The 26,251-nt window shown below is 57.6% G+C and carries 19 protein-coding genes; 8 read left to right on the top strand and 11 right to left on the bottom strand.

Annotation, left to right across the window (positions count from 1 at the left end; all coding sequences use genetic code 11):
• Positions 1-153: 153 nt before the first annotated feature.
• The 9 genes from guaB to Q9R35_RS08975 form a co-directional block, all read right to left on the bottom strand.
• The gene (guaB, locus tag Q9R35_RS08935) at positions 154-1,614 is read right to left on the bottom strand and encodes an IMP dehydrogenase (protein WP_311219727.1); all 1,461 of its coding nucleotides are present in this window, start codon (positions 1,612-1,614) and stop codon (positions 154-156) included.
• 43 nt (positions 1,615-1,657) lie between these two features.
• Positions 1,658-5,719, bottom strand: a complete 4,062-nt coding sequence (purL, locus tag Q9R35_RS08940) for a phosphoribosylformylglycinamidine synthase (protein ID WP_311219728.1) — start codon at positions 5,717-5,719, stop codon at positions 1,658-1,660.
• 232 nt (positions 5,720-5,951) lie between these two features.
• Complete coding sequence (gene greB, locus Q9R35_RS08945; protein WP_035268090.1) at positions 5,952-6,545, bottom strand: transcription elongation factor GreB; 594 nt, start codon at positions 6,543-6,545, stop codon at positions 5,952-5,954.
• Positions 6,546-6,562: 17 nt separating this feature from the next.
• A complete protein-coding gene (locus tag Q9R35_RS08950; protein ID WP_252606386.1) occupies positions 6,563-7,411 on the bottom strand; it encodes a 3',5'-nucleoside bisphosphate phosphatase in 849 nt (282 codons plus the stop codon).
• Positions 7,412-7,417: 6 nt separating this feature from the next.
• Positions 7,418-8,314, bottom strand: coding sequence for an alpha/beta fold hydrolase (locus Q9R35_RS08955; protein WP_197313718.1), 897 nt, complete (start codon positions 8,312-8,314; stop codon positions 7,418-7,420).
• Positions 8,315-8,435: 121 nt separating this feature from the next.
• Positions 8,436-10,904 carry a DNA internalization-related competence protein ComEC/Rec2 gene (locus Q9R35_RS08960; protein ID WP_311219729.1) on the bottom strand — a complete coding sequence of 823 codons (2,469 nt, stop codon included), beginning with the start codon at positions 10,902-10,904 and terminating at the stop codon, positions 8,436-8,438.
• 202 nt (positions 10,905-11,106) lie between these two features.
• Positions 11,107-11,940, bottom strand: coding sequence for a TatD family hydrolase (locus Q9R35_RS08965; RefSeq protein WP_311219730.1), 834 nt, complete (start codon positions 11,938-11,940; stop codon positions 11,107-11,109).
• Positions 11,941-12,013: 73 nt separating this feature from the next.
• A complete protein-coding gene (locus Q9R35_RS08970) occupies positions 12,014-12,727 on the bottom strand; it encodes an ABC transporter ATP-binding protein (RefSeq protein WP_026482826.1) in 714 nt (237 codons plus the stop codon).
• On the bottom strand, positions 12,720-13,994 hold the full coding sequence (locus Q9R35_RS08975) for a lipoprotein-releasing ABC transporter permease subunit (protein ID WP_042479828.1): 1,275 nt from the start codon (positions 13,992-13,994) through the stop codon (positions 12,720-12,722). Before Q9R35_RS08975 ends, Q9R35_RS08970 begins: the two co-directional genes overlap by 8 nt.
• Positions 13,995-14,036: 42 nt before the next feature.
• Here Q9R35_RS08975 and Q9R35_RS08980 point away from each other — a divergent pair, with 42 nt between their 5' ends.
• Entirely contained in the window at positions 14,037-14,984 is a 948-nt protein-coding gene (locus Q9R35_RS08980; protein WP_197313705.1) for a hypothetical protein, read from the top strand.
• Complete coding sequence (gene recJ / locus Q9R35_RS08985) at positions 14,966-16,675, top strand: single-stranded-DNA-specific exonuclease RecJ (protein WP_311219731.1); 1,710 nt, start codon at positions 14,966-14,968, stop codon at positions 16,673-16,675. Before Q9R35_RS08980 ends, recJ begins: the two co-directional genes overlap by 19 nt.
• Before the next feature lie 60 nt (positions 16,676-16,735).
• On the opposite strand, the gene Q9R35_RS08990 is transcribed toward recJ, so the two are convergent.
• Positions 16,736-17,650, bottom strand: a complete 915-nt coding sequence (locus tag Q9R35_RS08990) for a DMT family transporter (protein WP_042479820.1) — start codon at positions 17,648-17,650, stop codon at positions 16,736-16,738.
• A 348-nt stretch (positions 17,651-17,998) separates the two neighbouring features.
• On the opposite strand from Q9R35_RS08990, the gene Q9R35_RS08995 reads away from it, so the two are divergent.
• Positions 17,999-18,934: a bile acid:sodium symporter family protein gene (locus Q9R35_RS08995; protein WP_311219732.1), complete on the top strand. Its 936-nt coding sequence runs from the start codon at positions 17,999-18,001 to the stop codon at positions 18,932-18,934.
• Between the two features lie 113 nt (positions 18,935-19,047).
• Here the strand turns inward: Q9R35_RS08995 and Q9R35_RS09000 are convergent, their stop codons facing one another.
• Positions 19,048-19,959, bottom strand: a complete 912-nt coding sequence (locus tag Q9R35_RS09000; RefSeq protein ID WP_042479815.1) for a DMT family transporter — start codon at positions 19,957-19,959, stop codon at positions 19,048-19,050.
• A gap of 694 nt (positions 19,960-20,653) precedes the next feature.
• Between Q9R35_RS09000 and infA the strand changes: the two genes are divergently transcribed.
• The 5 genes from infA to lysS all read left to right on the top strand — a co-directional run bounded on the left by infA (position 20,654) and on the right by lysS (position 26,236).
• Entirely contained in the window at positions 20,654-20,926 is a 273-nt protein-coding gene (gene infA, locus Q9R35_RS09005; RefSeq protein ID WP_009458008.1) for a translation initiation factor IF-1, read from the top strand.
• 111 nt (positions 20,927-21,037) lie between these two features.
• A complete protein-coding gene (locus tag Q9R35_RS09010) occupies positions 21,038-22,747 on the top strand; it encodes a methyl-accepting chemotaxis protein (protein ID WP_311219733.1) in 1,710 nt (569 codons plus the stop codon).
• 110 nt (positions 22,748-22,857) lie between these two features.
• Positions 22,858-23,962 (top strand): peptide chain release factor 2 gene (prfB, locus tag Q9R35_RS09015; RefSeq protein ID WP_311219734.1). Its coding sequence is split into 2 segments (ribosomal slippage): positions 22,858-22,938 and positions 22,940-23,962, totalling 1,104 coding nucleotides; the frame shifts between segments, so codons are not numbered across the junction.
• 1 nt (position 23,963) lies between these two features.
• Positions 23,964-24,701, top strand: a complete 738-nt coding sequence (locus Q9R35_RS09020) for an SDR family NAD(P)-dependent oxidoreductase (protein WP_042479810.1) — start codon at positions 23,964-23,966, stop codon at positions 24,699-24,701.
• A gap of 11 nt (positions 24,702-24,712) precedes the next feature.
• Entirely contained in the window at positions 24,713-26,236 is a 1,524-nt protein-coding gene (gene lysS, locus Q9R35_RS09025) for a lysine--tRNA ligase (RefSeq protein ID WP_311219735.1), read from the top strand.
• The last annotated feature ends 15 nt before the right edge of the window (positions 26,237-26,251 follow it).

Consider the following 26,251-nt stretch of genomic DNA (forward strand, 5'->3'; position numbering starts at 1 on the left):
CACCGGCAAGCGGTCCGCCCCACGCCCCCGCCCAGGCCGCAAGAGGCGTCTATTCTGAGACCAAACCCTACCCCACAACACAAAGGAGGAAACCCAAAAAAAACCGCCAACCCAAAGGCTGGCGGTTTCTGGCATGCAAGAGACTGGCTAAGATCAGTCAGCGCGGTAGTTCGGCGCTTCCTTGGTGATCTGCACATCATGTACGTGGGACTCACGTACACCCGCAGCCGTAATTTCCACGAACTCAGCCTTGGAGTGCAATTCCTCGATGGATTTGCAACCGCAGTAGCCCATGGAAGCACGGATGCCGCCAACCAGTTGGTAAATAATGGCAATAACACTGCCCTTGTAGGGCACGCGGCCTTCAATACCTTCTGGAACCAGCTTGTCAGCGTTGTTCGAAGGATCCTGGAAGTAGCGGTCAGCCGAACCATCGACCATGGCGCCCAAGCTACCCATACCGCGGTAGGACTTGTACGAACGGCCCTGGAACAGCACAACTTCACCCGGAGACTCTTCAGTACCGGCAAACATACCGCCCATCATGCAAGCGGAAGCGCCAGCGGCCAAAGCCTTGGACACGTCGCCGGAGAAGCGGATACCGCCGTCAGCGATCAGAGGTACACCCGTACCTTCCAATGCCTTGGCAACGTCAGCAATTGCTGTAATTTGAGGGACACCCACACCGGCCACGATACGAGTCGTACAAATAGAGCCAGGGCCGATACCGACCTTGACGCAATCTGCACCGGCCTCGACCAGAGCGCGAGCGGCATCAGCGGTAGCAATGTTGCCGCCAATGACCTGAATGCGAGGGAAATTCCTCTTGACCCAGCGAACGCGCTCGATAACACCACGGGAGTGACCGTGGGCAGTGTCCACCACCACCACGTCCACACCGGCTGAGGCCAGTTTCTCGACACGTTCTTCAGTACCGTCACCTACACCAACTGCAGCGCCAACGCGCAGCTGACCGTGGCTGTCTTTGCTGGCCAGGGGGTGCTCGGTGTTTTTGACAATATCCTTAACCGTTGCCAGACCACGCAGCTGGAACTGATCGTTCACGATCAGCACCCGCTCCAGGCGATGGCGGTGCATCAGGGCCTGGGCTTCGTCCAGCGTGGCACCTTCGTGCATGGTGATCAGACGCTCTTGAGGCGTCATGACATCCCGCAAAGGAAGATCCAGGCGGTCTTCAAAGCGCAGATCGCGGTTGGTAACAATACCCACCAGCTTGCCGGCTTCAACCACAGGCAGACCGGAAATACCGTGTTGACGCTGCAGGTTGATGGCATCGCGCACCTTCATGGTGGGCGTAACCGTAACCGGATCAATCACGATACCGAACTCGTGACGCTTCACACGTGCAACTTCACGTGCTTGAGCATCTGCGGTCAGGTTCTTGTGGATGATCCCGATACCGCCTTCCTGTGCCATGGCAATAGCCAGACGCGCTTCGGTGACCGTGTCCATGGCAGCCGAAACCAGCGGGATATTCAGGGTGATGTCCCGCGTAAAGCGGGTGAGCAAGGATGTATCGCGAGGCAGAACCTCGGAGTAAGCGGGAACCAACAACACATCGTCGAAGGTCAGTGCTTTCTTGATGAGACGCATGCTTTTATAACTCCGTCCAAAAATCGATTATACGCGTAAGCAATTACGCAATCCAGACCCGAGCGTTGCGAAACATCCGCATCCAGGGAGTAAATCCACCATTTGCCATCTGATCAGCACCCTGATCGGCGGCGCCCCACTGCTCTGGCGTCCAGGACATCATGACGTTACGCGTCACACGTTCCGGGTGAGGCATCATGATGGTGAAGCGGCCATCTGCCGTGGTGACACCCGTCAAACCGTAAGGGCTGCCGTTGGGGTTCAGCGGGTATTGCTCGGTGCGCTGACCGCGGTGATCCACAAAATGAACTGCAGCCGCTACCTTGGATGCATCGCCCTGACGCTGGAAGTTCGCAAAGCCTTCACCGTGAGCCACGGCTACTGGCAGGCGTGTCCCTTCCATACCCTTGAAGAACAAGGATGGCGAAGCGGCGATTTCTACACTGGAGAAACGAGCCTCGTATTTTTCCGACTGGTTACGGGTAAAGCGTGGCCAGAATTCCGCACCCGGAATCATGGGAGCCAGGGCCGCCATCATCTGGCAACCATTACAAATACCCAGACCAAAGGTGTCGCTGCGACCGAAGAAAGCAGCAAACTGATCGGACAACTGATTGTTGAAACGAATGGTTTTGGCCCAGCCTTCACCCGCGCCCAGAACGTCGCCGTAGCTGAAACCACCCACGGCCACCATGCCTTGCATGCCTTCCAGCGATGCACGGCCCGACAGCAAGTCGGTCATATGTACGTCCACGGCCTCAAAACCAGCAGTATCAAACGCCCAGGCCATTTCAACCTGACTGTTGCAACCCTGTTCGCGCAAGATGGCAACACGTGGGCGCTTGCCGGTCGCGATGAAAGGAGCGGCAATATCTTCCTGCGGGTTGAACATGACACGCGGCGAGATGCCTGGGTCTTGCACGTCTTCCCAGCGATCGAATTCGGCCTGTGCGCAAGCGGGGTTATCGCGACGTTCCATGATGCGGCGGCTAACTTCGCTCCACTGTTGTGCCAGTTCCACACGTGGGGCCTGGTAAATGCAAGCGCCATCGCGGTAGAACTCGACCTGATCGGTCTTGTTCAAGCCACCAATCACATGGGAGTGGGCCGACAAGCCTGCTTCACGCAGGATTTGCATGACCTGGTCACGCTGAGCCAAAGGCACCTGGATAACAGCACCGGCCTCTTCGTTGAACAAGGCGCGCAAAGTGATCTCATCGCGCTGTACGGAAACCTGTTCGGCACGGATCTTGTAATCGCCCCAATCGGCAGCATGAGGGTCGATGGTCAGCATGTCCAGGTTCACGGACACGCCGGTATGGCCGGCAAAGGCCATTTCGGCCACGGTCGCAGCCAGACCACCGTCGGAACGGTCATGGTAGGCCAGGATAAGATCCTGGTCGGCCAATTGGCGAATGACCTTCACAAAAGCCAGCATGGCTTCGGCGTCCTGCATATCGGGCACGGACTGGCCAACCTGATTGAAGGCGTGAGCCAATACGGACGCACCCATGCGCTGCTTGCCCTGCCCCAGATCAATCAAGACCAGAGCGGTATCGCCCACATTGGTTTGCAGTTGGGGGGTCAAGGTGCGGCGCACATCGGCCACTTGAGCAAAAGCGGTCACAACCAGGGAAACTGGCGAAATCACCTGACGGGATTCACCGTCCTGCTCCCAACTGGTGCGCATGGACAGGGAGTCCTTGCCCACCGGGATGGACAGGCCCAGGCTCTGGCACCACTGGCTGACAGCCTGAACGGTGTCGAACAGGGCCGCGTCCTGGCCGTCTACGCCGCAAGCGGCCATCCAGTTGGCGGACAGTTTGACGTCTTTCAGGTCACGCACATCGCTGGCGACCAGATTGGTCAGGGCTTCAGCCACAGCCATACGGCCAGAGGCAGCAGCGTCGATCATGGCGCTAGGGCTACGTTCGCCCATGGACATGGCTTCGCCACGCACGCCTTCAAAGTCAGCCAGGGTCACGGCGCAGTCGGCCACAGGCACTTGCCATGGGCCAACCATCTGATCGCGACTGCACAGGCCACCCACGCTACGGTCACCAATGCTGATCAGGAAAGTCTTGTTGGCCACGGTGGGGTGACGCAGCACCCGGTGCATGGCTTCGGTCAAAGGAATAACGGTCAGGTCCAACTGTTCGGCCACGCCGTCCAGACGCTTGACGTCGCGCTCCATGCGGGGAGCCTTACCCAGAATCACATCCATAGGGACGTCAACAGGACGCTCCTCGATGCTCTTGGGGGCGTGCACTTCGTCCACACCGGGCAGACCTTCACCGAAAGTCACGCGCAATTGGCGCTCTTCGGTAGCCACACCCACGACGGCAAAGGGGCAACGCTCGCGCTGAGCAATACGTTCGAAACGCGGCAAGTCCTTGGGCAGAATGGCCAGGACGTAACGCTCCTGGGATTCGTTGGACCAGATTTCCGCAGGCGACAGACCGGACTCTTCGAGAGGAACGCGCGTCAGTTCAAAAATAGCGCCACGCTCGGCATCGTTCACCAGTTCCGGGAAGGCGTTGGACAGACCACCCGCCCCCACGTCGTGGATGGCAATAATGGGGTTGTTCTCGCCCTGCTGCCAGCAGCGGTCGATCACTTCCTGGGCACGGCGTTCCATTTCCGGGTTGCCACGCTGCACGGAGTCAAAATCCAGTTCAGCACGGTTGGCACCCACACCCATACTGGAAGCGGCTCCGCCACCCATACCAATACGCATACCAGGACCACCCAGCTGAATCAGCAAGGCGCCCACTGGCAGAGGATCTTTGTGAGTCAGGCGATCGTCAATCGAGCCCAGACCACCGGCAATCATGATGGGCTTGTGATAGCCCCAGCGCTGATCGCCAGCCGTTTGTTCAAAGGTACGGAAGTAACCCATCAGGTTGGGACGACCAAATTCGTTATTGAAGGCAGCACCACCAATCGGGCCTTCAATCATGATGTCCAGCGGGCTGGCGATACGGTCAGGAATACCGTGGGAGTCTTTTTCCCAAGGTTCCATTTGTTCAGGGAAGCAAAGATTGGACACGGTAAAGCCGGTCAAGCCCGCTTTGGGCTTGGAACCACGGCCTGTTGCGCCTTCGTCACGAATCTCGCCACCGGCACCCGTCGATGCGCCGGGGAATGGTGCAATCGCCGTAGGGTGATTGTGGGTTTCCACCTTCATCAAAGTGTGAACCAGCGCTTCGTGGCGCTGATACACAGGCTCGTTGGCCTGATCGTTGATACCGGCGTGGAACAGAGTGGCTGGGCCACCCGTCATGATGGCCGCGTTATCCGCATAGGCCACCACGGTATTTTCTGGTTGCGCGGCGTGAGTTTCGCGAATCATGCCAAACAAGGTCTTGCCCTGGCTTTGGCCGTCAATTACCCACTGTGCGTTAAAAATCTTGTGACGGCAATGTTCGCTATTGGCTTGCGCGAACATCATCAATTCCACATCGTGCGGGTTACGACCCAGACGTGTGAAGGCCTCCATCAGGTATTCAATTTCATCCTCGGACAGCGCCAGGCCCATTTCCTCGTTGGCCTGCTTCAAGGTTGCCACGCCACCGCCCAGAACATCCACGGTCTGGATGGGCTTGCCTTCCAGTTGGGTGAACAGTTCCTGACCGTCAAACTCCAGACCGACCACGGTTTCAGTCATGCGGTCGTACAGCAGGGCAGCCAGTTGTTCCAACTGAGCCTGATCCAGTTCCTTGGCACCCAGCAAGCCACGCTTAGGGGTGATGATGTAACGCACGCCACGCTCGATACGGCGTACCGCTTGCAAACCACAGTTATGGGCGATGTCAGTCGCTTTACTGGCCCAGGGCGACACGGTACCCAAACGAGGGATGACTCGCAGAACCAAGGCGCCTTTAGGCGGCTGAGGGTCCAGCGCAGGCAGACCATCGTCCAGCAGATCGCTGAGGTGCTGACGCGCACTGGCATCCAAGCCGGACTCTTCAGTCCAGACATAGTATTCGTGCAAGGCAAGAATGTCGGCAACAGGCAGTTGACGCTGCTCGACACGCTCTAGCAAACGCTCACGACGAAATGCGGAGAGCACGGACGAACCGGGGAAGTACAGGATTTGGCTCACGATACGGGAGGGGCAAAAAAGGTGGGAGAAATAGAAAACACGCCATTTTAACCGGAAGCGACACAAGAGGTCACATCGGTAAATGGCGTGCACAAAAAGGGAAAATTCAGTTCAAACAATGGAGCCGCAAGCTGGGCTGGAGACACAGCAAACCCGGCAAGCTCGACAAGACGTCTTGAGGGGCCGGAACGATTCGCGCCCCGTAATCTCCAATACGGACCCGGTACGGCGTTCAAATCGGGCTGTCTCCATCCAGATCAGGAGCTGGCGCGGGCTCGGGATAGGACACTTCCAGAATATCCAGCTCTTCCTTGCCGGCTGGGGTGCGCAGCACCACAGTGTCGCCTTCACGCGCCTTGATCAGCGCACGGGCCACCGGTGAAATCCAGCTGATACGGCCTTGCAAGGGTTCAGCCTCATCCACCCCCACAATGGTGATGGTGAACTCTTCACCCTGGCTGTCGCTATAAACAACCGTTGCACCAAAAAACACCTGATCGGGGTTGGGCTGCAAGCCGGGATCGACCACTTCAGCAATTTCCAGACGCTTGGTCAGGAAGCGGATACGGCGGTCAATTTCCCGCAGGCGTTTTTTACCGTACAGATAATCGCCGTTCTCGGAGCGGTCACCATTGGAGGCGGCCCACGAGACGATCTGCACCACCTCGGGACGTTCCTTGTTCATTAAATGGGTCAGTTCGCCACGCAAACGGCGATAACCCAGAACCGTCATGTAATTCTTGGTGCCACTGGGTAGCGCACTGGCCGGTGCGTCCAGATCGTCATCGTCGTCCTGATCGGACTCTTTCACAAAAGCTTTATTCATAGTTTTCAAGGCTCCTGCTAGAGCCACTCCTGCCAAACGGGTTTCAATCCAGAGGGCAAAGGCGGTAAACCGCCTAAATCAACACGCCCTTCGCTGGGACCATGAAAATCCGAACCACAGGACACTTCAAAACCATAGCTGCGTGCTACCTGGGTATACACGCTGTATTCCTGCGGAGTGTGACTGCCCGTCAGCACTTCAATCCCCACACCACCCAATTCCAGAAACTGGGTATACAAGGCATGGCTGCGGGTGCCATCCAATTCGTAACGTCCTGGGTGGGCAATAATGGCCTTGCCGCCCGATTCACGTATCCAGCCCACCGCCTCTTCCAGGCTGGCCCAGACGGTTTCCACGGCGGCGGGCTTGCCGTCCGCCAGATAGCGGCGAAAGGCCTCATTCATATCTACGCAATACCCTTGCTGCACCAGAAAACGTGCAAAGTGCGTGCGGCTGATCAATTCCGGATTGGCAGCAAAAGGAACAGCACCTTCGTAAGCATTGGGGAAACCTAGCTCCGCTAAGCGTTCGCTCATCTGACGAGCACGTTGCTCGCGCCCGGCGCGCACCTCGTGCAGCGCTTGTTGCAAGGCAGAATGGTCCGGATCTACGCCCAGACCCACAATATGAATGGTTTTCTTCGCCCAGGTGACGGAAATTTCCACCCCATCCACAAAGCGCATGCCCAGGTCCTCGGCATGCTGCCGGGCCTGTTTCAAACCACCAATTTCGTCATGATCCGTCAGGGCCCACAATTTCACCCCGTTAGCATATGCACGCGCGGCTAGTTCCGCGGGGCTGAGCACACCATCTGAATAAATGGAATGGCAATGCAAATCAACGGGCAAGCGGGCCTGAACACTCATAAGGGGCTATCCAGCAAGAAAGTAGTCGATGTGGTCGATTTGCTCGGCATTACGCAGCATGGGCGCATGGCCCACATTGGGGATGGTCACCAGTTGCGAGTTGGGATTGCGCTGCAACATTTCCTGAACGACCTCTGCCGTCAAGAGATCCGACTGCTGCCCACGCACAATCAGAACCTTGTCCGGCAAGCCTTCATAGGCAGCCCACAACAAAGCCTGTGCAGCCTCCAGATCCACATCTGCCTGCTGAGCAAAGGCTTGCGACAGGCGCAAATCGTAATGGCGACGCCATTTGCCTTCGTGTTCCACAAATACATGACGGGACATATCCGCCCACCCCTCAGTGGAGTGCTCTCCGAAGGAGGCCGAGACGGAACGTACATACTCCACCGCCTGATCGAAGGTATCAAACAGCACGGACTGGCCAACGTACTCGCTGATGCGCTGCAGGCCTGTCATGTCCAGCGCCGGGCCTACATCGTTCAAAACAACACGACCCAAAGGCAACTGCAAGGGCTCAGCCCCCAGACCAGGTCCGGGGCGAGCCGGACGCAGCAAGGCTGACATCGCCTGCCCCCCTTGCAAGCCCAAGGCAATCAAACCGCCCATGGACGTGCCCACCCAATCCAGCCGTGCTGGCTGCAAACGGGCAATCAGCACCAGCATGTCGGCAACGTATTGAGGGATAGCGTAAGCGGACGGATCAATCAGCCAATCAGAGCGGCCACGTCCAACAATATCAGGGGCTACCACGCGGTAACGCTTGGACAGGCGCTGGGCCAATTGATCAAAATCCCGGCCTGTACGCGTCAAACCATGCACGCACATCAGGACCTGGTCGTTATTGGGATCGCCCCACTCCCAGTACGCCATGCGGTGCGTGCCGGAGGCACTGGCACACATAACCCAATTAAGGCGCGGCTCCTGAAGATCAGTTGTCATGAACGCTCAGACCAGAATTTGACAGATAAAGGACTATTGTAGCCCAGCCCGAGGGCTTTACTGTGCCGTTTCTGTCCTGCCGTCAGGGTGGTGCCGGGGGCTGCCAGTAACGGGCGTAACGGTCCCGCTCTCCAAAGTAATACAGGGCCGAGGGGCGTGACTCCACCGTCAAGGCTCCCCATTGATCAGTGCGCAGGAATAAAGCACCGGAGCGTTCCCAACGAGCTTGTACCAGTGGATGCGGATGGCTGAAACGGTTCCACCAGCCCAATTGAGCGATGGCCAAACCTGCCTGTATGTGTTTGACAAAATGCGCCCCCGAAGAAGTCCGGGAGCCGTGATGCCCAACCACCACCACGTCAATAGGCCCCAAACCTGCTGCCACAATGGCCTGTTCTTGTGCCACACCCGCATCACCCAAAAGCAGCGCACTGTGTCGGGTACCTTGAACTTCCAGCACGCAGCTAATGGCATTTTTATCTTCCTCGCGACCATAGACGGCCTTGAAGCTGGCCTCATCTGCGGGCGGCCACCAGAACCGGAAACGTACGCCGTCTACCTCCCAGTACACATCCTGCTCGCAGCGCAAGGCTTGTGCCGGGCGAGTCGTGGAGCCAGTTGCCAAACCCAGCAAACGCTCTTCCCGATTCAAATGGGCGTCCAGGTCAAAGCTGCTATAGGAGCGGCTCACGGGCACCGCCTGCAATACACTGCGCGTCCCGCCCACATGGTCCATATCGGCATGAGACAGCACCAAGGTGTCTATCCTCCCTATTCCCTTGGCTTTCAACCAGGGTGCAATGCTGCGCTTGCCCTCATCAGAATCAGGGCCGTAGCGGTTTCCTACATCGAACAACAACACCTGATTACGTGTACGCAGCACCACCGCACTGCCCTGACCTATATCCAAGGCAAACAAGTCCCAGTCTCCCTCCTGTAACAAGGAGGGTCGTAAAGCCAAGGCAGGTACCAGTAGAGACAGGCCGCTCAAGCGGGACACGAAGCCTTTAGGCAGGAGCAACAACAACACTCCCAGCAAAGCCAGAACTGTCCAGGCCCAATGCTGGGCAGGCACCGGCATACTGGCAAGGCTGCGCTCCGCCAACCAGACCGTAGGCTGCATGGTGAAGTCCAATACGGTATGAGCAAGATAGGCGACAGACTCGCACCAGGCTGGCGGAGCCTGCAATGCCGCCAAAATCAGCAAGAGCAACACCAAAGGCGTCACAACCGAGCCAATCAAGGTGATGGCGTAGGCATTCGCGGGCAAAGAGGCCAAGGATATTTCATGGAACAAGGGGGCCAGTGCAGGTAATAAGGCCAAGGTAATCAGGACCTGCAACTGAGTTGCAAACCAGACCCGCTGCCCCCAGCGCTGCCACCAAGACCCCGGCTGCGGCACCTGCCCCATCAAGGAGCCAAAGGCGAACAAAACCGAGACAGCGGCAAAAGAAAGATAAAAACCCGTCGTCAGCCCCGCCCAAGGATCGTGTAAAACCACACACAGGGCGGCAATCAGCAAAGTCCGGCTGGCCCCCAAATGCAAGCCCCGGATACGGCAGACACCCAGCACCAGCAACATTAAAAAAGTGCGCTGGGCAGGAACACCCCAGCCTGCGACGACACAGTAAGCGCCCGCCCCGGCAATCCCTACCCAGGTCGCGGCGACCTGGGCGGGAATCTGCTCGGCCAATACCCAGCGCCCCCAGCGGATACGTCGCCAGCACCAGGACACCAAGGCAGCCAACAAGACGGCCAAGAACGTAACGTGCGTGCCGCTGATGGAGACCAGGTGCGTCAGACCACTGCGATTGAAGATCAGCCAGTCCGATGCGGCGATACTGGCTTGATCACCCAAGGACAAAGCCAGCATCACCCCGCCCCAGCGTCGTTCCTGTACGTAGGGCATCAAGACGCTGCGCAAATGATGACGCAGACGCTCTGTCCACGTGGGCCAGGACTGCGCCGGATCGAAGTCTACTTGTTGTGGCTGACCCCGAACGCTGCCCACGGCCCGCCAGCCTTGAATGATGGCATGACGTTCCGCATCAAAACCGTGTGGGTTACGGGTCCCTTGAGGTGGGCGCACCAATAAGGACATACGCCAGCGTTGACCAGGCATCAATTCCGGAAAGTTCTGTACAGCCGGCTCACGGTATAGAGAACGATGACCTTGAGCGGCAGTCCAGCGAACCAGAATCTGCTCAGGCAAACCAGGCGGCTGAGAGTTCAGGACTCGAGCCTGAAACTGTCTGTAATTCGGCCCGGCCTGCACCAGGGATTGAATCTCCAGTTCCACGCGACTGACTTTATTGATGTCGGCGACCGGGACGGATTGAGCCAGCCGGTCTTGTATATGCCAAACGCTGTAACCCGCTCCCAAGCAGGCAAAGACCAGAACATAAGCAAAAGAGAAACGCTGTGCCAGCAAGATGCTCAAAACAGCAGCACCCAGCCACGGCCAAACAGGCAGGGCCAGATAGGAAGGTTTCAGGAAATGGGTGAATGTGGCTGCGGCCACAAAAGCGGCTAAACATGCGCGCCCTAGCATGGGCTCTGCCCTGCCATCGCGACCTCCACGCAAATCTATAGCGTAGAGTTCAGGGCTGCTTTAAAGAGTCAGCAAAAGGACACGTTGCTCACATCGGCTTGTACCGATAGGCAAGAAGATCCTCTTAGCTCAAAGATGGGTCATGTGAAAAGGCACAGGAAAAAGCAGTCCCGACAAGCAGTTCAAAAAATCTGAACCCTAGCTAATACCCCTGGCTAGACAAAAACATATCCAGCCTCGGCAAGACTCGTCGCGCCGTGGCACCGGTCTGGCTGATGACCTCATCCACGTCCATCCCCCGCAGCTCCGCAAGACTTTCCGCGACTCCCTTCACTTCGGCCGGTTCATTACGAACCGAGGCCAGTGGCGTTCCCGGCTCCACCAGCCAGGACGGTGCCAAATCCGGTGCATCGGTCTCCAGCACCATATCGGCAAGACTCATGTCCTGCGCCAGACGGCGAATCTGCTTGGCACGACCAAAGGTCATGGCCCCACCAAAACCCAGCGCACAGCCCTGACGCACAAACATCTGTGCCTGCTGCTCGCTACCGTTAAAAGCATGGGCGATTCCTCCTACTCCCGGAAACTGCCGCAGATATTTCAGTACCCGATCCTGGGAGCGGCGCACATGCAGAAGTACAGGTAAGCCATGGCGTTGCGCCATAGCCAATTGGGCCTCATACAGCCACTCCTGATGGCGGCTGGCCTCGTCGGTTTTCAGCGCTGGCACAAAGTAATCCAGACCGATTTCACCCAGAGCAACAAAACGCGGATCATCCAGCCGCAGCTGGATTTCCTGCTCCAGGGCTTCCAGATCTGCCTCACCCGCCTTGGGTGTAAACAAAGGGTGAATACCCAGCGCGTACACACCACCAGGCGCAGCCTTGGCGGTCTCGCGGGCAGCCTGAAAATCGAATACACCGACGGACGGCACCACAATCGAACGTACACCTGCCGCGCGGGCGCGCTCAATGACCTGCTCGCGATCTGAAGCAAATTCGGGAGCATCCAGATGACAGTGCGTATCAATAAGCATAATGAAACTCCCCACAAGAACCGGCCTGCAAAGGAGAAGGCCACGGTTTTACAGACCGTGACCCTGCCGGCTATCACGACCGGCGTTCGGCCCTGATTTCCTGGGTCAGGTAGCCTTTGTCCATGACCAGCTGACGATGGGCCAAGGAAGCCAAGGCCTGGTCATGAGTCACGATGACAAACGCCGTGCCGAATTCTTCATTGACCCGGCTCAACAGCTCAAACATGCCTTCAGCGGTGTAGCGGTCCAGATTACCCGTAGGCTCGTCCGCCAGCACGCAGGCAGGCCGTGTCACCAAAGCACGTGCCAAGGCCACCCGCTGACGCTCGCCCCCGGACAACTGGCCCGGATAGTGATGCACGCGCTGGGACAAACCCACCTGTTCCAGCACCTGCTGAGCCTGCTCACGCGCCTCTGCACGCTTCATGCGGCGCACGATCAAGGGCATGGCCACATTGTCGAGCGCATCAAACTCGGGCAGCAAATGGTGGAACTGGTACACAAAACCCAGCACCTTGTTGCGCAGCTGACTGCGCTCGCTTTCATTCAGGCTTTCCGTCTGGGTGCCGTTGACCTCGATACTGCCGGTATTGGGCTTGTCCAGCAGGCCCAAAGCATGCAGCAAAGTACTTTTACCCGAGCCGGAAGCACCAATAATGGCCACCATCTCGCCACGACACACCTCCAGATTCACCCCGGAGAGCACTTGAATGCTGTTGCCACCTTCCTCGTAGTGGACGCTGACATCGCGCGCGCGCAGCACGGTTGGAGCGATAAGATCAGTCATGACGCAGCACCTGTGCAGGTTGAAGCTTGGAAGCACGCCAGCTTGGATACAGCGTGGCCAGGAAGGACAGAACCAGCGAGACGATAGCAATCAGCACAATATCGTCAACCTGCGGGTTGGATGGCAGCTCGCTAATAAAGTAAATCTGCTGCGGAAGGAATTTACGGCCCATCAGGTTTTCAATAAAGGGCACGATCACGTCGATATTGTAGGCAATCAAGGTGCCCAAGCCGACACCCAACAACGTGCCCACCACGCCGATCAAGGCGCCCTGCACCAGGAAAATACGGGCAATCTCGCTGGGGGTGGCGCCAATCGTACGCAAGATCGCAATGTCCGACTGCTTGTCTTTTACCGCCATCACCAAAGAGGACAGCAGGTTGAAAGCCGCCACAGCCACAATCAGGGCCAGGATCAGGAACATCATACGTTTTTCAGTTTGCACGGCGGCAAACCAGGTGCGGTTATTGGCCGTCCAGTCCGACACCAACACGTTGCGCGGCATTTTGCTGGCCAATTCCTGAGCCACCATGGGAGCCTGCTGCATGTCCTTAATGCGTAGACGCACGCCGCTGTTGCCGCTGTCGCGGAAAATCTTGGAGGCATCATCCACGTTTACAAAAGCCAGGCTGGCATCGTATTCGTAATAGCCGGAGGAAAACACGCCGGTTACCGTGAACTGGCGCATGCGCGGTGAAAAACCGGCTGGCGAGATCGAACCTTGCGGAGCCATCAACATGATCGTATCGCCCGTGCTGACACGCAATTGATTGGCCAACTGTTCGCCCAGCACAATCCCGAAAGTGCCTGGCTGCAGATTTTCCAGTCGGCCCATGACCATTTGCTGGGCCAGCTCGGACACCTTGCTTTCCTGGTCAGGCTCAATGCCGCGGACCTGCACACCCATCAATTGATTGCTGCGCACCAGCATGCCCTGCCCGGCCACATAGGGGGCCGAGCCCACCACCGCCGGATTGGTCTGGGCTTTTTGGGCCAGCGACTTCCATTCATTCAAGACTTGCTGATGATCGGCATTGCGCACAATCAGTTCAATATGCGGCAAGACCGACAGCATGCGATCACGCACCTGGGTCTGAAAGCCGTTCATGACAGACAGCACGACAATCAGCGCGGCTACCCCCAGGGCAATCCCCGCCATCGAGCTACCCGCAATAAAGGAGACGAAACGGTCTTTTCGTCCCCCACGCCGTTTGCGGCCCTTGGCCAGGCCGGCATACCGCGCTCCAATCCAAAATTCGTATCCCATGCGAGCTGCTATCGCCTCAAAGAAAACACTACAATCGCTGTCATGCAGATCGTAATCAACGGTGCGCTGCCGGAACCGGCCATTGCGCGCGAACTCATCAAACACTTGCCCCAGACGGCCCCATCACTGGTTCAGTTACTGACTCAGGGCAAAGGCACGCTGTCGGTACGTGACCCATCCGAGGACCTGTGCACGCCAGCACAATCCTGGCTTTTGCACACTCACGGCTTTACGGCGCACCAAGCCCAGCATCTTAGCGCAGGTCTGGCCCCTTTGCGGCTACGCCAGTTGAAACAAATCCACTCGGTGGCACCGGACCAGGCGGTCTGGCTGGCAGAGCTGGTTCACATCGCCCCCTCTCGTGAAGGCGCCATGCTGATACCGGCTGAACAACTGGCCTTGTCCGAGTCCTACAGCCGTGCCTTGCTGGAGGCCATTCGCCCTTATCTGGACGACACCGGCTTTCAGTTCGAGTACCTCAGCCCGGAGTTGTGGCGTGTCACTCCACCCGCTGATTTTACGGTGCAAGCGGCCTCCACAGAACTGGTCAGCCAAAGCAATTTGAATAATTGGTGGACACAGGATGTACAAACCCGCCCCTGGCGTCGCCTGATCAATGAATTTCAGATGCTGGCCTTTGCCTTGCCGGACAATCAGGAGCGCGAACAGGCGGGCCTGCCCAATGTGAACAGCTTGTGGCTGTTTGGCGGGGCTTCCAGCCAGCAATTAGGCCCCGAGCCTGCCGGGTTGCGCATTATTGATGATTTGCAAGACAGCCTGATACGACAAGACTGGGGGCTTTGGCTGCAACAACTGGCCGAGCTGGATCGCACCGTGCTCGCCCCCCTGGCCGCAGGGCCCATGCCAGAGCTGGTGCTGACCGGACTGGACCGCTACGCTCACGTCGGTCCCGCCTCGCGCCGCATCTGGCCCCTGTCCCTGTTCAAACAAACCTCTAACTGGAGTCAGTGGTGGTCACCCCTATCCTGAAAAACCGTCCCGCTCAAGAAGCTGCCAGCAACGCCCTGAAACAGGCCGGAGTTCACGACTTAATGGCCCGTTTGCTGGCCTCTCGGGGTGTAACTGATGCCACCCAGATCGATCCAGCCTGGCGCAACATGATTCCGCCCAATATGCTGACCCAGGCGCGTGAAGCCGCCATCTTGCTGGCCGATGCCATTGCCCGCCGGGATCGCATGCTGATCATTGCCGACTACGACTGTGACGGCGCTACCGCCTGTGCAGTCGGCCTGCGCGCGCTGCGCAGCATGGGGGCTGTTGTGGACTTTCTGGTTCCAAACCGTTTTGAAACTGGCTATGGCCTGTCACCCGCCGTGGTCAAACTGGCAGAACAACACCCTTCGGGCAAGCCGGATCTGCTGATTACCGTGGATAACGGCATTGCCAGTATTGATGGCGTGGAAGCCGCCCATATGGCGGGCATGAAGGTTCTGGTCACAGACCACCACTTGCCCGGCGATGAACTGCCCGATGCCCTGGCGATTGTGAACCCCAATCAACCCGGCTGTGAGTTCCCCTCCAAGAACCTGGCCGGTGTGGGCGTTATTTTTTACCTGATGCTGGCTTTGCGTGCCGAGCTGCGACAACGCGGGGTGTATGAAGCCAATGCAGGCCCACGCCTGAACGAGCTGGCTGATCTGGTTGCCCTGGGCACCGTGGCCGACGTGGTCAGCCTGGATGCCAACAACCGCCTGATCGTCACCCAAGGCCTGGAGCGCATGCGCAAGGGCCAGATGCAAGCCGGACTGCGCGCCCTGTTCCAGGTTGCAGGCCGCGATCCCCGTCAGGCCAGTGCCTTTGATCTGGGTTTTGCCTTGGGCCCACGCATCAACGCCGCCGGTCGACTGGCCGATATGGCCTTGGGGATACGCTGCCTGATCACGGATGATGAAGACGAAGCCGCGAATCTGGCCCGCGAACTGGAGGACATGAACCAGGATCGCCGCTCGATTGAGCAGTCCATGCGCGAAGAGGCCCTGCGCGCGGCCGAACTGGCTGAACCGGACACCAGCGCCACCGTGTGCGTGTTTCACCCGGAATGGCACCAAGGCATCGTCGGACTGGTCGCCTCACGTCTGAAAGAAAAGTACTGGCGTCCTACCCTGGCCTTTGCCCAAGGTGACGAAGGCGAGATCAAAGGGTCGGGCCGTTCTATTCCCGACGTGCACCTGCGCGATGCGCTGGACCTGGTGTCCAAACGCTATCCCGGCCTGATTCTGAAGTTTGGTGGCCACGCCATGGCAGCCGGCCTGACGATCGAAGAAGACAATTACGATGTGTTCGTGCAAGCTTTTGAGGAAGCCGTGCAGGAACTGACGGGCCGCTATCAGTTTGACCCCATCATCGAAACCGACGGTTCATTGGAGCCTGAGCACATTAATATTACGGTGGCCGGGCTGCTGCAAAAACAAGTCTGGGGCGCCGGCTTCCCGGCTCCTGTTTTCCGCGACAACTTCTTCGTGCGCCAACAACGTCTGCTCAAGAACAAGCATTTGAAGTTGAGCCTGGAGCGCAACGGCGAATACTTCGACGCGATCTGGTTCAACCGCGATACCTTGCTGCCTGAAAATATCGAAGCCGCCTATCGCCTGGATCAGAACGAATGGAACGGGAACGTCAGCGTGCAGTTCATTATTGAATATGCACAGGGTCAGGATTAAACCTTAGCGCTATTGCCCAGTCTCCCTGCCCCAAAACCGCTGCTTATGCAGCGGTTTTTTTTAGGACTTCGCCCGGGTAGGCAAGGTCGCCAGCACCAAACCTGCCAAAGCCAGAATGAAGGCGTAAACATGCACGGTGGTAAAACTCTCGCCCAGCACCAGCACACCCACTGCCGCCGTGCCTAAAGGCATCAAGACCATAAAGACGGCTGCTTGCGAAGCGGGTACGGAACGCACACCCGTCATCCACAGCCAGACCGTCCAGACGCTGGCCGCCAAGGAATAAAACACCAATAAAGGCCAGATCCAGCCTGCCGGTGCCGTGAAGTCAAAATCCCAGGCGGCGTACAAACCTAATGGCGTAATCAGGGCCAAGCTACACAGATTGATAATCGCACTGATGCGCTTGGGACTAAGCACAGCGGTCAGGCGCTTGCCAATAACGGCATAGGCCGACTCGCACAAGACGGCACAAAAGATCAGCGCATTGCCCAGCCACATTCTCCCCGGGTCCAATTGATCCACCCCATGATCATCGGCCTGCACCAAAGCCAGCAAGGCAATGCCGCCCATGCCCAAGGCCAACGACGCCCACGTACGAGGGCCTATGCTTTCTTTCAGGAAGTACCAACTGAACAAGGCCACCATGCCGGGAATGGCGGACAAAATAACGCCCGCAGAAACAGCACTGGTCATGCTGATGCCTGTCACCATGCAAAGCGTGAACAGGAAATTACCCAGAAAGGACTCCAGGAAAATCAGGCCACGGGTACGCAGGTCCAGTACGGGTTCGGTCGCCGGCTTGCGCAGCCAGCGCAGCATGGCGATCCCGCCAATGCCAAAACGCAGCCAGGCCAGCAGGAATACCGGCAGCGCCGCGACCAAGGGCCGCGTCAAGGCGATATAACTGCCCACCAAAGACATGGACAAAGCCAAACAGGCGTATGCCGCCAGACGTGATCCCGCTCTATTCACCCACCCTCTCCTAATACACCCATTTGCAAGGCAGCTAATCAAAATACCATGACGGCCTGGGTCTACAATACGCCCGAGCTCGGCCTTCCAGGATAAAAAAACATGGTCTGCCATGTTGCCCGTTTCGCTCACCACCGCCTGTACAACTGACCTTACCCAGATCTGCCCGTACAGCCCCGTGTTGCCAGCGCTTTATCCCACCCCACCGGAAAGTCGTGTCGCCAGTCCTTAAGCAGGTCTGCGATGGACGGCCCTACACCCGGCCCGACCCATGCTGCTCCCCGTAACAGACTAATCCGCACCGCGCCGGCGTACCGGCCAGCCGTGCTCCTTGAAGGATATTTCATCATGCAGGCTATCGCCCGCCTGAGCCGTTTTGTTGGCAATACCTTTGCCATCTGGGTTCTACTGTTTGCCATTTTGGCCTTTTACTTTCCCGACCACTACCGCTGGTTAGGCGCTTATATTGTTCCACTTCTGGGCATCATCATGTTCGGTATGGGGCTGACTTTGTCGCGCCAGGACTTTGCTGAAGTGTTTGTACGCCCTGGCCGTGTGGCTATTGGTGTTGTGGGTCAGTTCATTATCATGCCTGCCTTGGCCTGGTTTCTGACCTACGCCTTTTCCCTGCCACCTGAATTGGCCATTGGCGTCATTCTGGTGGGCTGCTGCCCCGGTGGCACCTCGTCCAACGTGATGACTTTTCTGGCGCGTGGCGACCTGGCCCTGTCAGTTGCCATTACCTCGGTCACCACCTTGCTGGCCCCTATCGTCACCCCTGCCCTGATTTACTTCCTGGCCAGCCAATGGCTGGAAGTCAGCGCCTCGGCCATGTTCTGGTCCATTGTTCAGGTGGTGATTCTGCCCATTGCCCTGGGCATTATTGTGCAGTCCCTGCTAGGTGAAAAAATCAAAGCCGGCGTGGCGGCCCTGCCCCTGGTTTCTGTCGTGGCCATTGTGGCTATCGTGGCCGCTGTGGTGGCAGGTAACCAGTCCAAGATTGCGACCAGCGGTTTGCTGGTGTTCTCCGTCGTGGTTCTGCACAACATGCTGGGCTACGTCCTGGGCTATCTGTTAGCACGCTTGAGTGGCATGCCTTTGCCACAGCGCAAGACGCTGGCTATTGAAGTAGGCATGCAAAACTCCGGCCTGGGCGTGGCTCTGGCCAGTGCCCACTTCTCGCCATTGGCCGCCGTGCCCAGCGCGATTTTCAGCGTTTGGCACAATATTTCCGGTCCTTTGGTCGCGACGATTTTCCGTCGCATGGACGATGGCAAGCAATAAACATTTGCCACGCCCAGGGACTTGAACCCGAGTCCCAAAAATAAAAAGGGACGCTCTACCGGGCGTCCCTTTTTGTATCTGGAGCAGGGTCAGATACCAAGTATTCTCAAGCCTCAACTCTTACGCGAGGACACATAAATCCCGCCCACAATCAGCAGAAAAGCCGCACCGTGGTAGAGCTTGGGGGTATCGCCCAGAATAAAAACAGACATCAAAGCCGCAAATACAGGCATCAGATTCACGAAGAATCCGGCCGTTGCCGCACCCACTCGTTGGACAGCCACGCCCCAGCACCGCAAGGCAATCAACGCCGGGCCTGTCCCAACATACAGAATCGCCAGCAACAAGCCCCAGGACCAGTCGATATGCCAATCGGTGAACTTCCACTCCATGGCTGCGAAGGCACCGGACCAGATCAAGCCAAAGAACACTTGCGCCATCACCACGGTGGCCCAGGTTTCCGCGATGACACCCTCATGGCGGCGCGTGCTGAGCATCCAGCTATAGATTGCCCAGGCAATGGTGGCGATCACCATATACACATCGCCCGGCACAAAACGGAAGGCGATCAGCTCGTGCCAATCCGCACGCGTCAGCACCAGCACCACCCCCAGCAAGGACATCAAGCCACCCACCAGCTGACGCCCATTGACGATGGATTTGAAGAACAGGCGTCCGATCACCAGCATCCAGAACGGCAAGCTGGCATTGACCAGCGTCACGTTGATGGGCGAGGAACTTTGCAGTGCCAGGTATTGCAAAGCGTTATAGATCCCTATGCCCAGCAGCCCCAGAATCGAGTAGCGTTTCCAGTTGGTCCACAAATTGCTGCCGCGTCGCAGAACCTGCCGCCCCACAAAGAGCAGGATGGTGAAAGCCACCAGCCAACGGAAAAAGTTCAGGGTAATGGGCGGAACCTGATCATGAATCAGGCGCCCCACAATGGCGTTACTTGCCCACAAGATCGTGGGTAAAACCAGTAAAGCCGTCGTGCCAGGGGTCAGTTTCTGAGTGCTCACAAGCATGTCCTAAAAAACGGCAACGGCGCATGTGATCCCTCCTCAGGTCAACTTTGCGCCGTTACGATTGGCCTAGTATATAGGCAAGCATGCCCTGCCCTCTACGCCTTTACCTGCCTGCTTGTGACGATGTGAACTGGTCAATCTTTGACCAATCCATAAATATTATTTATAATCATACAATTGTCACGTCATGGCGCTGATTGAATTTTATTGGCCCATCCCATCCACGCTCGTCTGGCTTTAGCAACATCAGATGCAGCTATCCAGGGTAAATCGACCTTGAAACACCCCCACTTTTGGGAATAAAGCTTGACTCAATCAAGCGCCCCAAGTGCATTACTTGGCACCACAACCAGCACCTTTAACCGCAAGGGCCTGTCCCGCGCGTCGTTATGCAGGTCTCTGTTCCTGGCAAGTATTCGTGTTTTTGCCCGTTTTTCAGGTAGGCAGACCTTGTCTGCCCCGGCTGGATCCCCCCATGAACGGCGGGCGTGTTTTCAATTTGATCAACCCGACCCTGTCTGGAACCGAACACTCCTGACAGACACAGATTCATCCCGATTTTTATGGGCCTAGTGCAACGCTGGACTCCAGACACCGCTTGTCCGGTTTGTCGGTCTGCCTTGTTACTAAGCCCGTCCCCGTCCCGCCCAGCAGGGCCAGACGGGAATTATTATTTTTAAAGGAGTCCCGATTTATGGCCAAAGAAGAGCTACTTGAAATGCAAGGTTCCGTCACCGAAATCCTGCCTGACTCGCGCTTTCGTGTCACCCTGGACAACGGTCACGCGGTTATCGCCTACACCGGCGGCAAGATGCGCAAGCACCACATCCGTATTCTGGCTGGCGACAGCGTCACCCTGGAAATGTCGCCCTACGACCTGAGCAAGGGTCGCATTATTTTCCGCCACCTGCCCAAGCGTATTGGCGCGCCGACCTCTGCCCCTCGTCGCACCCCCCACCGCCGTTAAGACATATCGCCACACCCCTGTCACAATTAGATGCAAAGATAGGCGCGCCTGACAGGGGTGCGACAAGAGCCATCAGCGCTCGGGCGCACCCCACATTTTGTGGGAGTCGCCTTGAAAAAATTACTGACGCTCAAAACCGGCTTCATCGCCTATTTTGCAATTCTGAGCCTGTTTCTAATCCTGATGCTGATTGCCCTGCAACATTTGAGCAGCAGCATCGAACAACGCAAGCATCTGGAAGCCCAGCGTCATCAAACGACGGCGCTTAGCAAAGACTTCAAACGCATCAGCGAATTACTCAGCCGTCAGGCCATCGCGTTTGTCTCCAGCGAACAGATCGAATTTCAGGAAAACTTCCGCCACCTCTTGGCGGTATTTACCGGTGTCCAGCCGGATCAGGACGGCGTCACCCTGGCGATGCTGGACCGCTTCAGGGATCTGGAACTGGAACCGGCTGAACAGGACCTGCTGCGCTCTGCTTATGAACAGACCCTGGCACTCAGCCAGGTTCAGTCCGAAGCCATTCAAACCGCCAGCGGCCAGTTTGAAGATGGCAACGGCGCCATCCGCATTGCCCTGCCCAATGCCTTGATGGCCAAAGTGCTGGTGTTCAGCCAGCAATATATTCAAGCCTCCGCCCAGATCACAAATACGCTGGATCAGTTCGAGCACCAGTTCAGTGAGCGGCTGGACAGCTCTCTGGGTCTGGCTGGCCGCAGCAGTGACCGTGCGTTCAGCCTGGCCCTGGCGGCGCTGGCCCTGTTCTTCCTGACCAGTACCCTTGCCCTGCTCCTCTTGTATCGCTCCATCAAGCAGCCACTGGATCAAGGGGCGAATCTGGCCAAGGAACTGGCCCAAGGCAAGCTCAATGCCCAGCTCAGTGTGCGTCGCCATGATGAGTTCGGGACCTTGCTGACCGCACTCAATGGGATCGGCCAGGGCGTACAAACCGTGGTACATCAGATCCGCGAGCAAACCGGCCTGATACGCGACGGCTCGCACGCGATTGTGCTGGGCAGTCAAAACCTGAGTGAACAGATTCTGGACCAATCCACCGAATTGAATCACACCGTCAAGGCGATGAATCAATTGGCCGACACCGTGCGCCAGAATGCCGAACAAGCCCGAACCGCTGATCACCTGGCGCAGGACACCTCCAGCCAGGTGGCCCAAGGCAATCAGGCCGTGCACAGCCTGCTCGATACCATCAACGCCATTGCCGACAGCTCGTACAAAATGAGCGAGATCACCAAGCTGATCCGCAGCATTGCCTTCCAGACCAATATCCTGGCCCTGAATGCCGCCGTGGAAGCCGCCCGCGCTGGTGTGCACGGCCATGGCTTTGCGGTTGTTGCTGCCGAAGTGCGTAACCTGGCTTTGCGCTCCACCGATGCCTTGCAACAGATTTCCACCTTGATCTCCAGTTCAGTTGAACAAACCGAACAAAGCTCGATGGCCGCGCGCGGCATGGCGCAAGTCATGGCCAGCACACAACACAAGGTCAATGAAATGCGCAGCATCGTGGCCGATATTGCCCAGGCCTCTCAAGACCAGGCTACCCATATCGAGTATGTAAACCAGGTCATGACACGCCTGGACCAGCAAGGCCAGTCTAACCAGAAGCTGGTTGAACACAGCGCCCACACAGCCCAGGAGCAACTGGAACAAACCACCTTGCTGGCCCAGGTGGTCGCGCATTTCAGCCTGGATAGCGAGCCTTCCGAAGCAGACACGCCCGCCCAGCCCGTCGTCTCCAATCGACCTTCCTACCGTTCGGCGCCCGCCTATCGCACCGCTGCTTGCACAATGTCCGGTTCCTGAGCGGCCAATACGTGCCATAGACCTCCGATAAGGGTAAAATCGGAAGTTTGCCGCGCGCCGCCTTGCTGGCTGGCGCGGATGGCCCTCAAATATAGGAAAGCCGCTGAATCATGGAATCGGAACGACTTAATCAACTGGAAGCCCGCCTTGCCGATTATTCGGAGCGGGAAAATGCCTTACGGAGGTATCTTTGACTACGATGACAAAGCTCATCGTTTGTACGTAGTCAATGCCGAACTGGAGGATCCCAACGTCTGGGACAACCCTCAACACGCTCAGGATCTGGGCCGCGAAAAGAAAAGTCTGGAAAACGTGGTGCATGTGCTGGACGCCTTGCACACAGGCCTGAAAGATTCGCAGGACCTGTTCGAACTCGCCGCGATGGACGATGACGATGCCACTATCGCCGCCATCGAAGAAGATTGTGCCGCCATGGCCAGCCGTATTGAAGAGCTGGAATTCCGCCGCATGTTCTCCAACCCTGCCGATCCGCTGAATTGCTTTATGGATATTCAGGCTGGCGCGGGTGGTACCGAAGCCCAGGACTGGGCCTCCATGCTGCTGCGCATGTATTTGCGCTATGCCGAACACAAGGGCTTCAAGGCTGAAATTCTGGAACAGTCTGACGGTGATGTCGCTGGTATCAAATCGGCCACCATCAAGATTGAAGGCGATTACGCCTACGGTTTTCTGCGTACGGAAACCGGCGTGCACCGCCTGGTTCGCAAAAGCCCCTTTGACTCATCCAATGGCCGCCACACGTCCTTTACCAGCGTGTTTGTCTATCCGGAAATTGACGACTCCTTCGAGGTCGAAATCAATCCGGCCGACCTGCGTATCGACACCTACCGCGCCAGTGGTGCCGGTGGTCAGCACATTAACAAAACCGACTCGGCCGTTCGTATCACGCACGAGCCCAGCGGCATTGTGGTGCAGTGTCAGAACGACCGCTCGCAGCACCGTAACCGTGCCGAAGCCATGCAGATGCTGAAATCCCGCCTGTACGAGCTGGAAATGCGCAACCGCATGGCCGAGCAGCAGAAACTGGAAGACTCCAAGAGCGATGTGGGCTGGGGTCACCAGATTCGTTCCTACGTACTGGATCAAAGTCGTATCAAGGATTTGCGTACGAACTACGAAAGCTCCAATACGCAAAAGATTCTGGATGGCGACCTGGATCCCTTTATTCAGGCCAGCCTGAAACAAGGTATTTAATATGCACACTTCCACGCTGACTGTTCTAAGCGGTGCCTCGCGCGGTCTGGGCTTGTCCCTGGCGCGTCAGGCGCTGGCCGCTGGCCATCAGTTGATCACTTTGGCCCGCAGCGAACTGCAATTGGATGCGCCCCAAGGGGCTCATCAACATCTGCAAGTGGATCTGGCCAGCGCGGAAGGCGCACAAGAGGCTGCCAAGGCCCTGCAAGCCTTGATCAGCCAGACACAGGCTCAACGCTACGTCCTCATCAATAATGCGGGCACGGTTGATCCCGTTGGGCAGGCCAGCCACCTGCTCGATGCCCAGGCCATTACACAGGCGCTGCAATTGAATGTCGCCAGTGTCATGAGCCTGACCGCCGCCTTTTTGCAAGGCGCCCCCAAGGATGCCCAGCGCCAGGTGCTCAATATCTCCTCGGGTGCCGGCCGCAAACCCGTCTCGGGCTGGGCTGTGTATGGCTGCAGCAAAGCAGCGCTGGATTTCTATACGCAAACCCTGAAGCTGGAAAATCCCGAGCTGGCCGTTTGCTCTCTGGCCCCCGGCGTGGTCGATACCGATATGCAAGGCCATATCCGTAGCCAGTCCCGCGACCAGTTTCCGAACCTGAGCCGCTTTATCGACCTGCATCAGCAAGGTCAGCTCAGCAGCCCGGACGATACGGCCGAGCGCATTTTTCGCCACCTGAACAGCCCGGCTTTTGGCCAGCACGTCCTGGATGACATCCGCCACTACGAATAAGTACTGACACAATGACTGAACCGCTAGACACTTCCGCACCCGTCGTAGACGAAAACCGACTGATCGCCGAGCGTCGTTCCAAACTGGACCGCCTGCGCGAAAACGGTATCGCCTACCCCAACGATTTCCGCCCAGACGCCCACGCTGCCGAGCTGCACAGCCAGTACGGCGAGCAGGACAAGGATGCCTTGGCCGCCACCAATAAAGTCGTGAAAGTAGCTGGCCGCATGATGCTCAAACGTGTCATGGGCAAAGCCAGTTTTGCCACGCTGCAAGATGCCTCCGGCCGTATCCAGATCTACCTGGACAAAGCCGCACTGGGCGAAGAAAACTACGCGGAATTCAAGGGCTGGGATATCGGCGACATCCTGGCCGTGGAAGGCACAGTCTTCAAAACCAATAAGGGTGAGCTGTCCGTACACGCCTCCAGCGTACGCATACTGGCCAAGTCCCTGCGCCCCCTGCCCGACAAATTCCACGGTCTGGCTGACCAGGAACTGAAGTACCGTCAGCGCTACGTCGACCTGATCATGGGTGAAGACACCCGTCAAACCTTCCTGGCCCGCAGCAAGGTCATGAGCAGCCTGCGCCAGCACATGGCCCAGGCCGGTTTCCTGGAAGTGGAAACCCCCATGCTGCACCCCATTCCGGGTGGCGCATCGGCCAAACCCTTTGTGACCCACCACAATGCGCTGGACATGGAAATGTACCTGCGTATTGCTCCCGAGCTGTACCTGAAGCGTTTGATCGTGGGCGGTTTCGAGCGCGTGTTCGAGATCAACCGCAACTTCCGTAACGAAGGCGTCAGCCCTCGTCACAACCCCGAATTCACCATGATGGAGTTCTACGCAGCCTACACGGATTACCAGTGGCTGATGGACTTCACCGAAAACCTGATACGCGAGGCCGCGATCAGCGCCCGTGGTACCGCTACCCTGCAATACCAGGAACGCGAACTGGATCTGAGCCTGCCTTTTGATCGCCTGACCATTACCGGCGCCATCATGAAGTACGCTCCTTCCTACCAGATCGAGCAACTGGAAGACATCCAGTTCCTGCGTACCGAACTGGCTCGCCTGAAAGTGGACGTGAACTCGCCCCCACTGCGTGATGCCGGTCTGGGTGCCTTGCAACTGGCTCTGTTTGAAGAAACTGCGGAATCCAAGCTGTGGCACCCCACCTTCATCGTGGACTACCCCGTGGAAGTGTCGCCACTGGCACGCGCGTCGGACACCCAGGAAGGCATTACCGAGCGCTTTGAGCTGTTCATCACTGGTCGCGAGATCGCCAATGGCTTCTCGGAGCTGAACGACCCTGAAGACCAGGCCGCTCGCTTCCAGGCTCAGGTTCAGGCCAAGGATGCTGGCGACGAAGAAGCCATGTTCTACGATGCGGACTACATCCGTGCTCTGGAATACGGCATGCCTCCTACAGGCGGCTGCGGTATCGGTATCGACCGACTGGTCATGTTGCTGACCGATAGCCCTGCTATCCGTGACGTGATCCTGTTCCCGCATCTGCGTCGCGAGGACTAATCAGTCTCAAAACAA

Origin of the sequence: Alcaligenes sp. AB3, assembly GCF_031844565.1 — a bacterium.
In the GTDB taxonomy this organism is placed as follows: Bacteria; Pseudomonadota; Gammaproteobacteria; order Burkholderiales; family Burkholderiaceae_B; genus Alcaligenes; species Alcaligenes faecalis.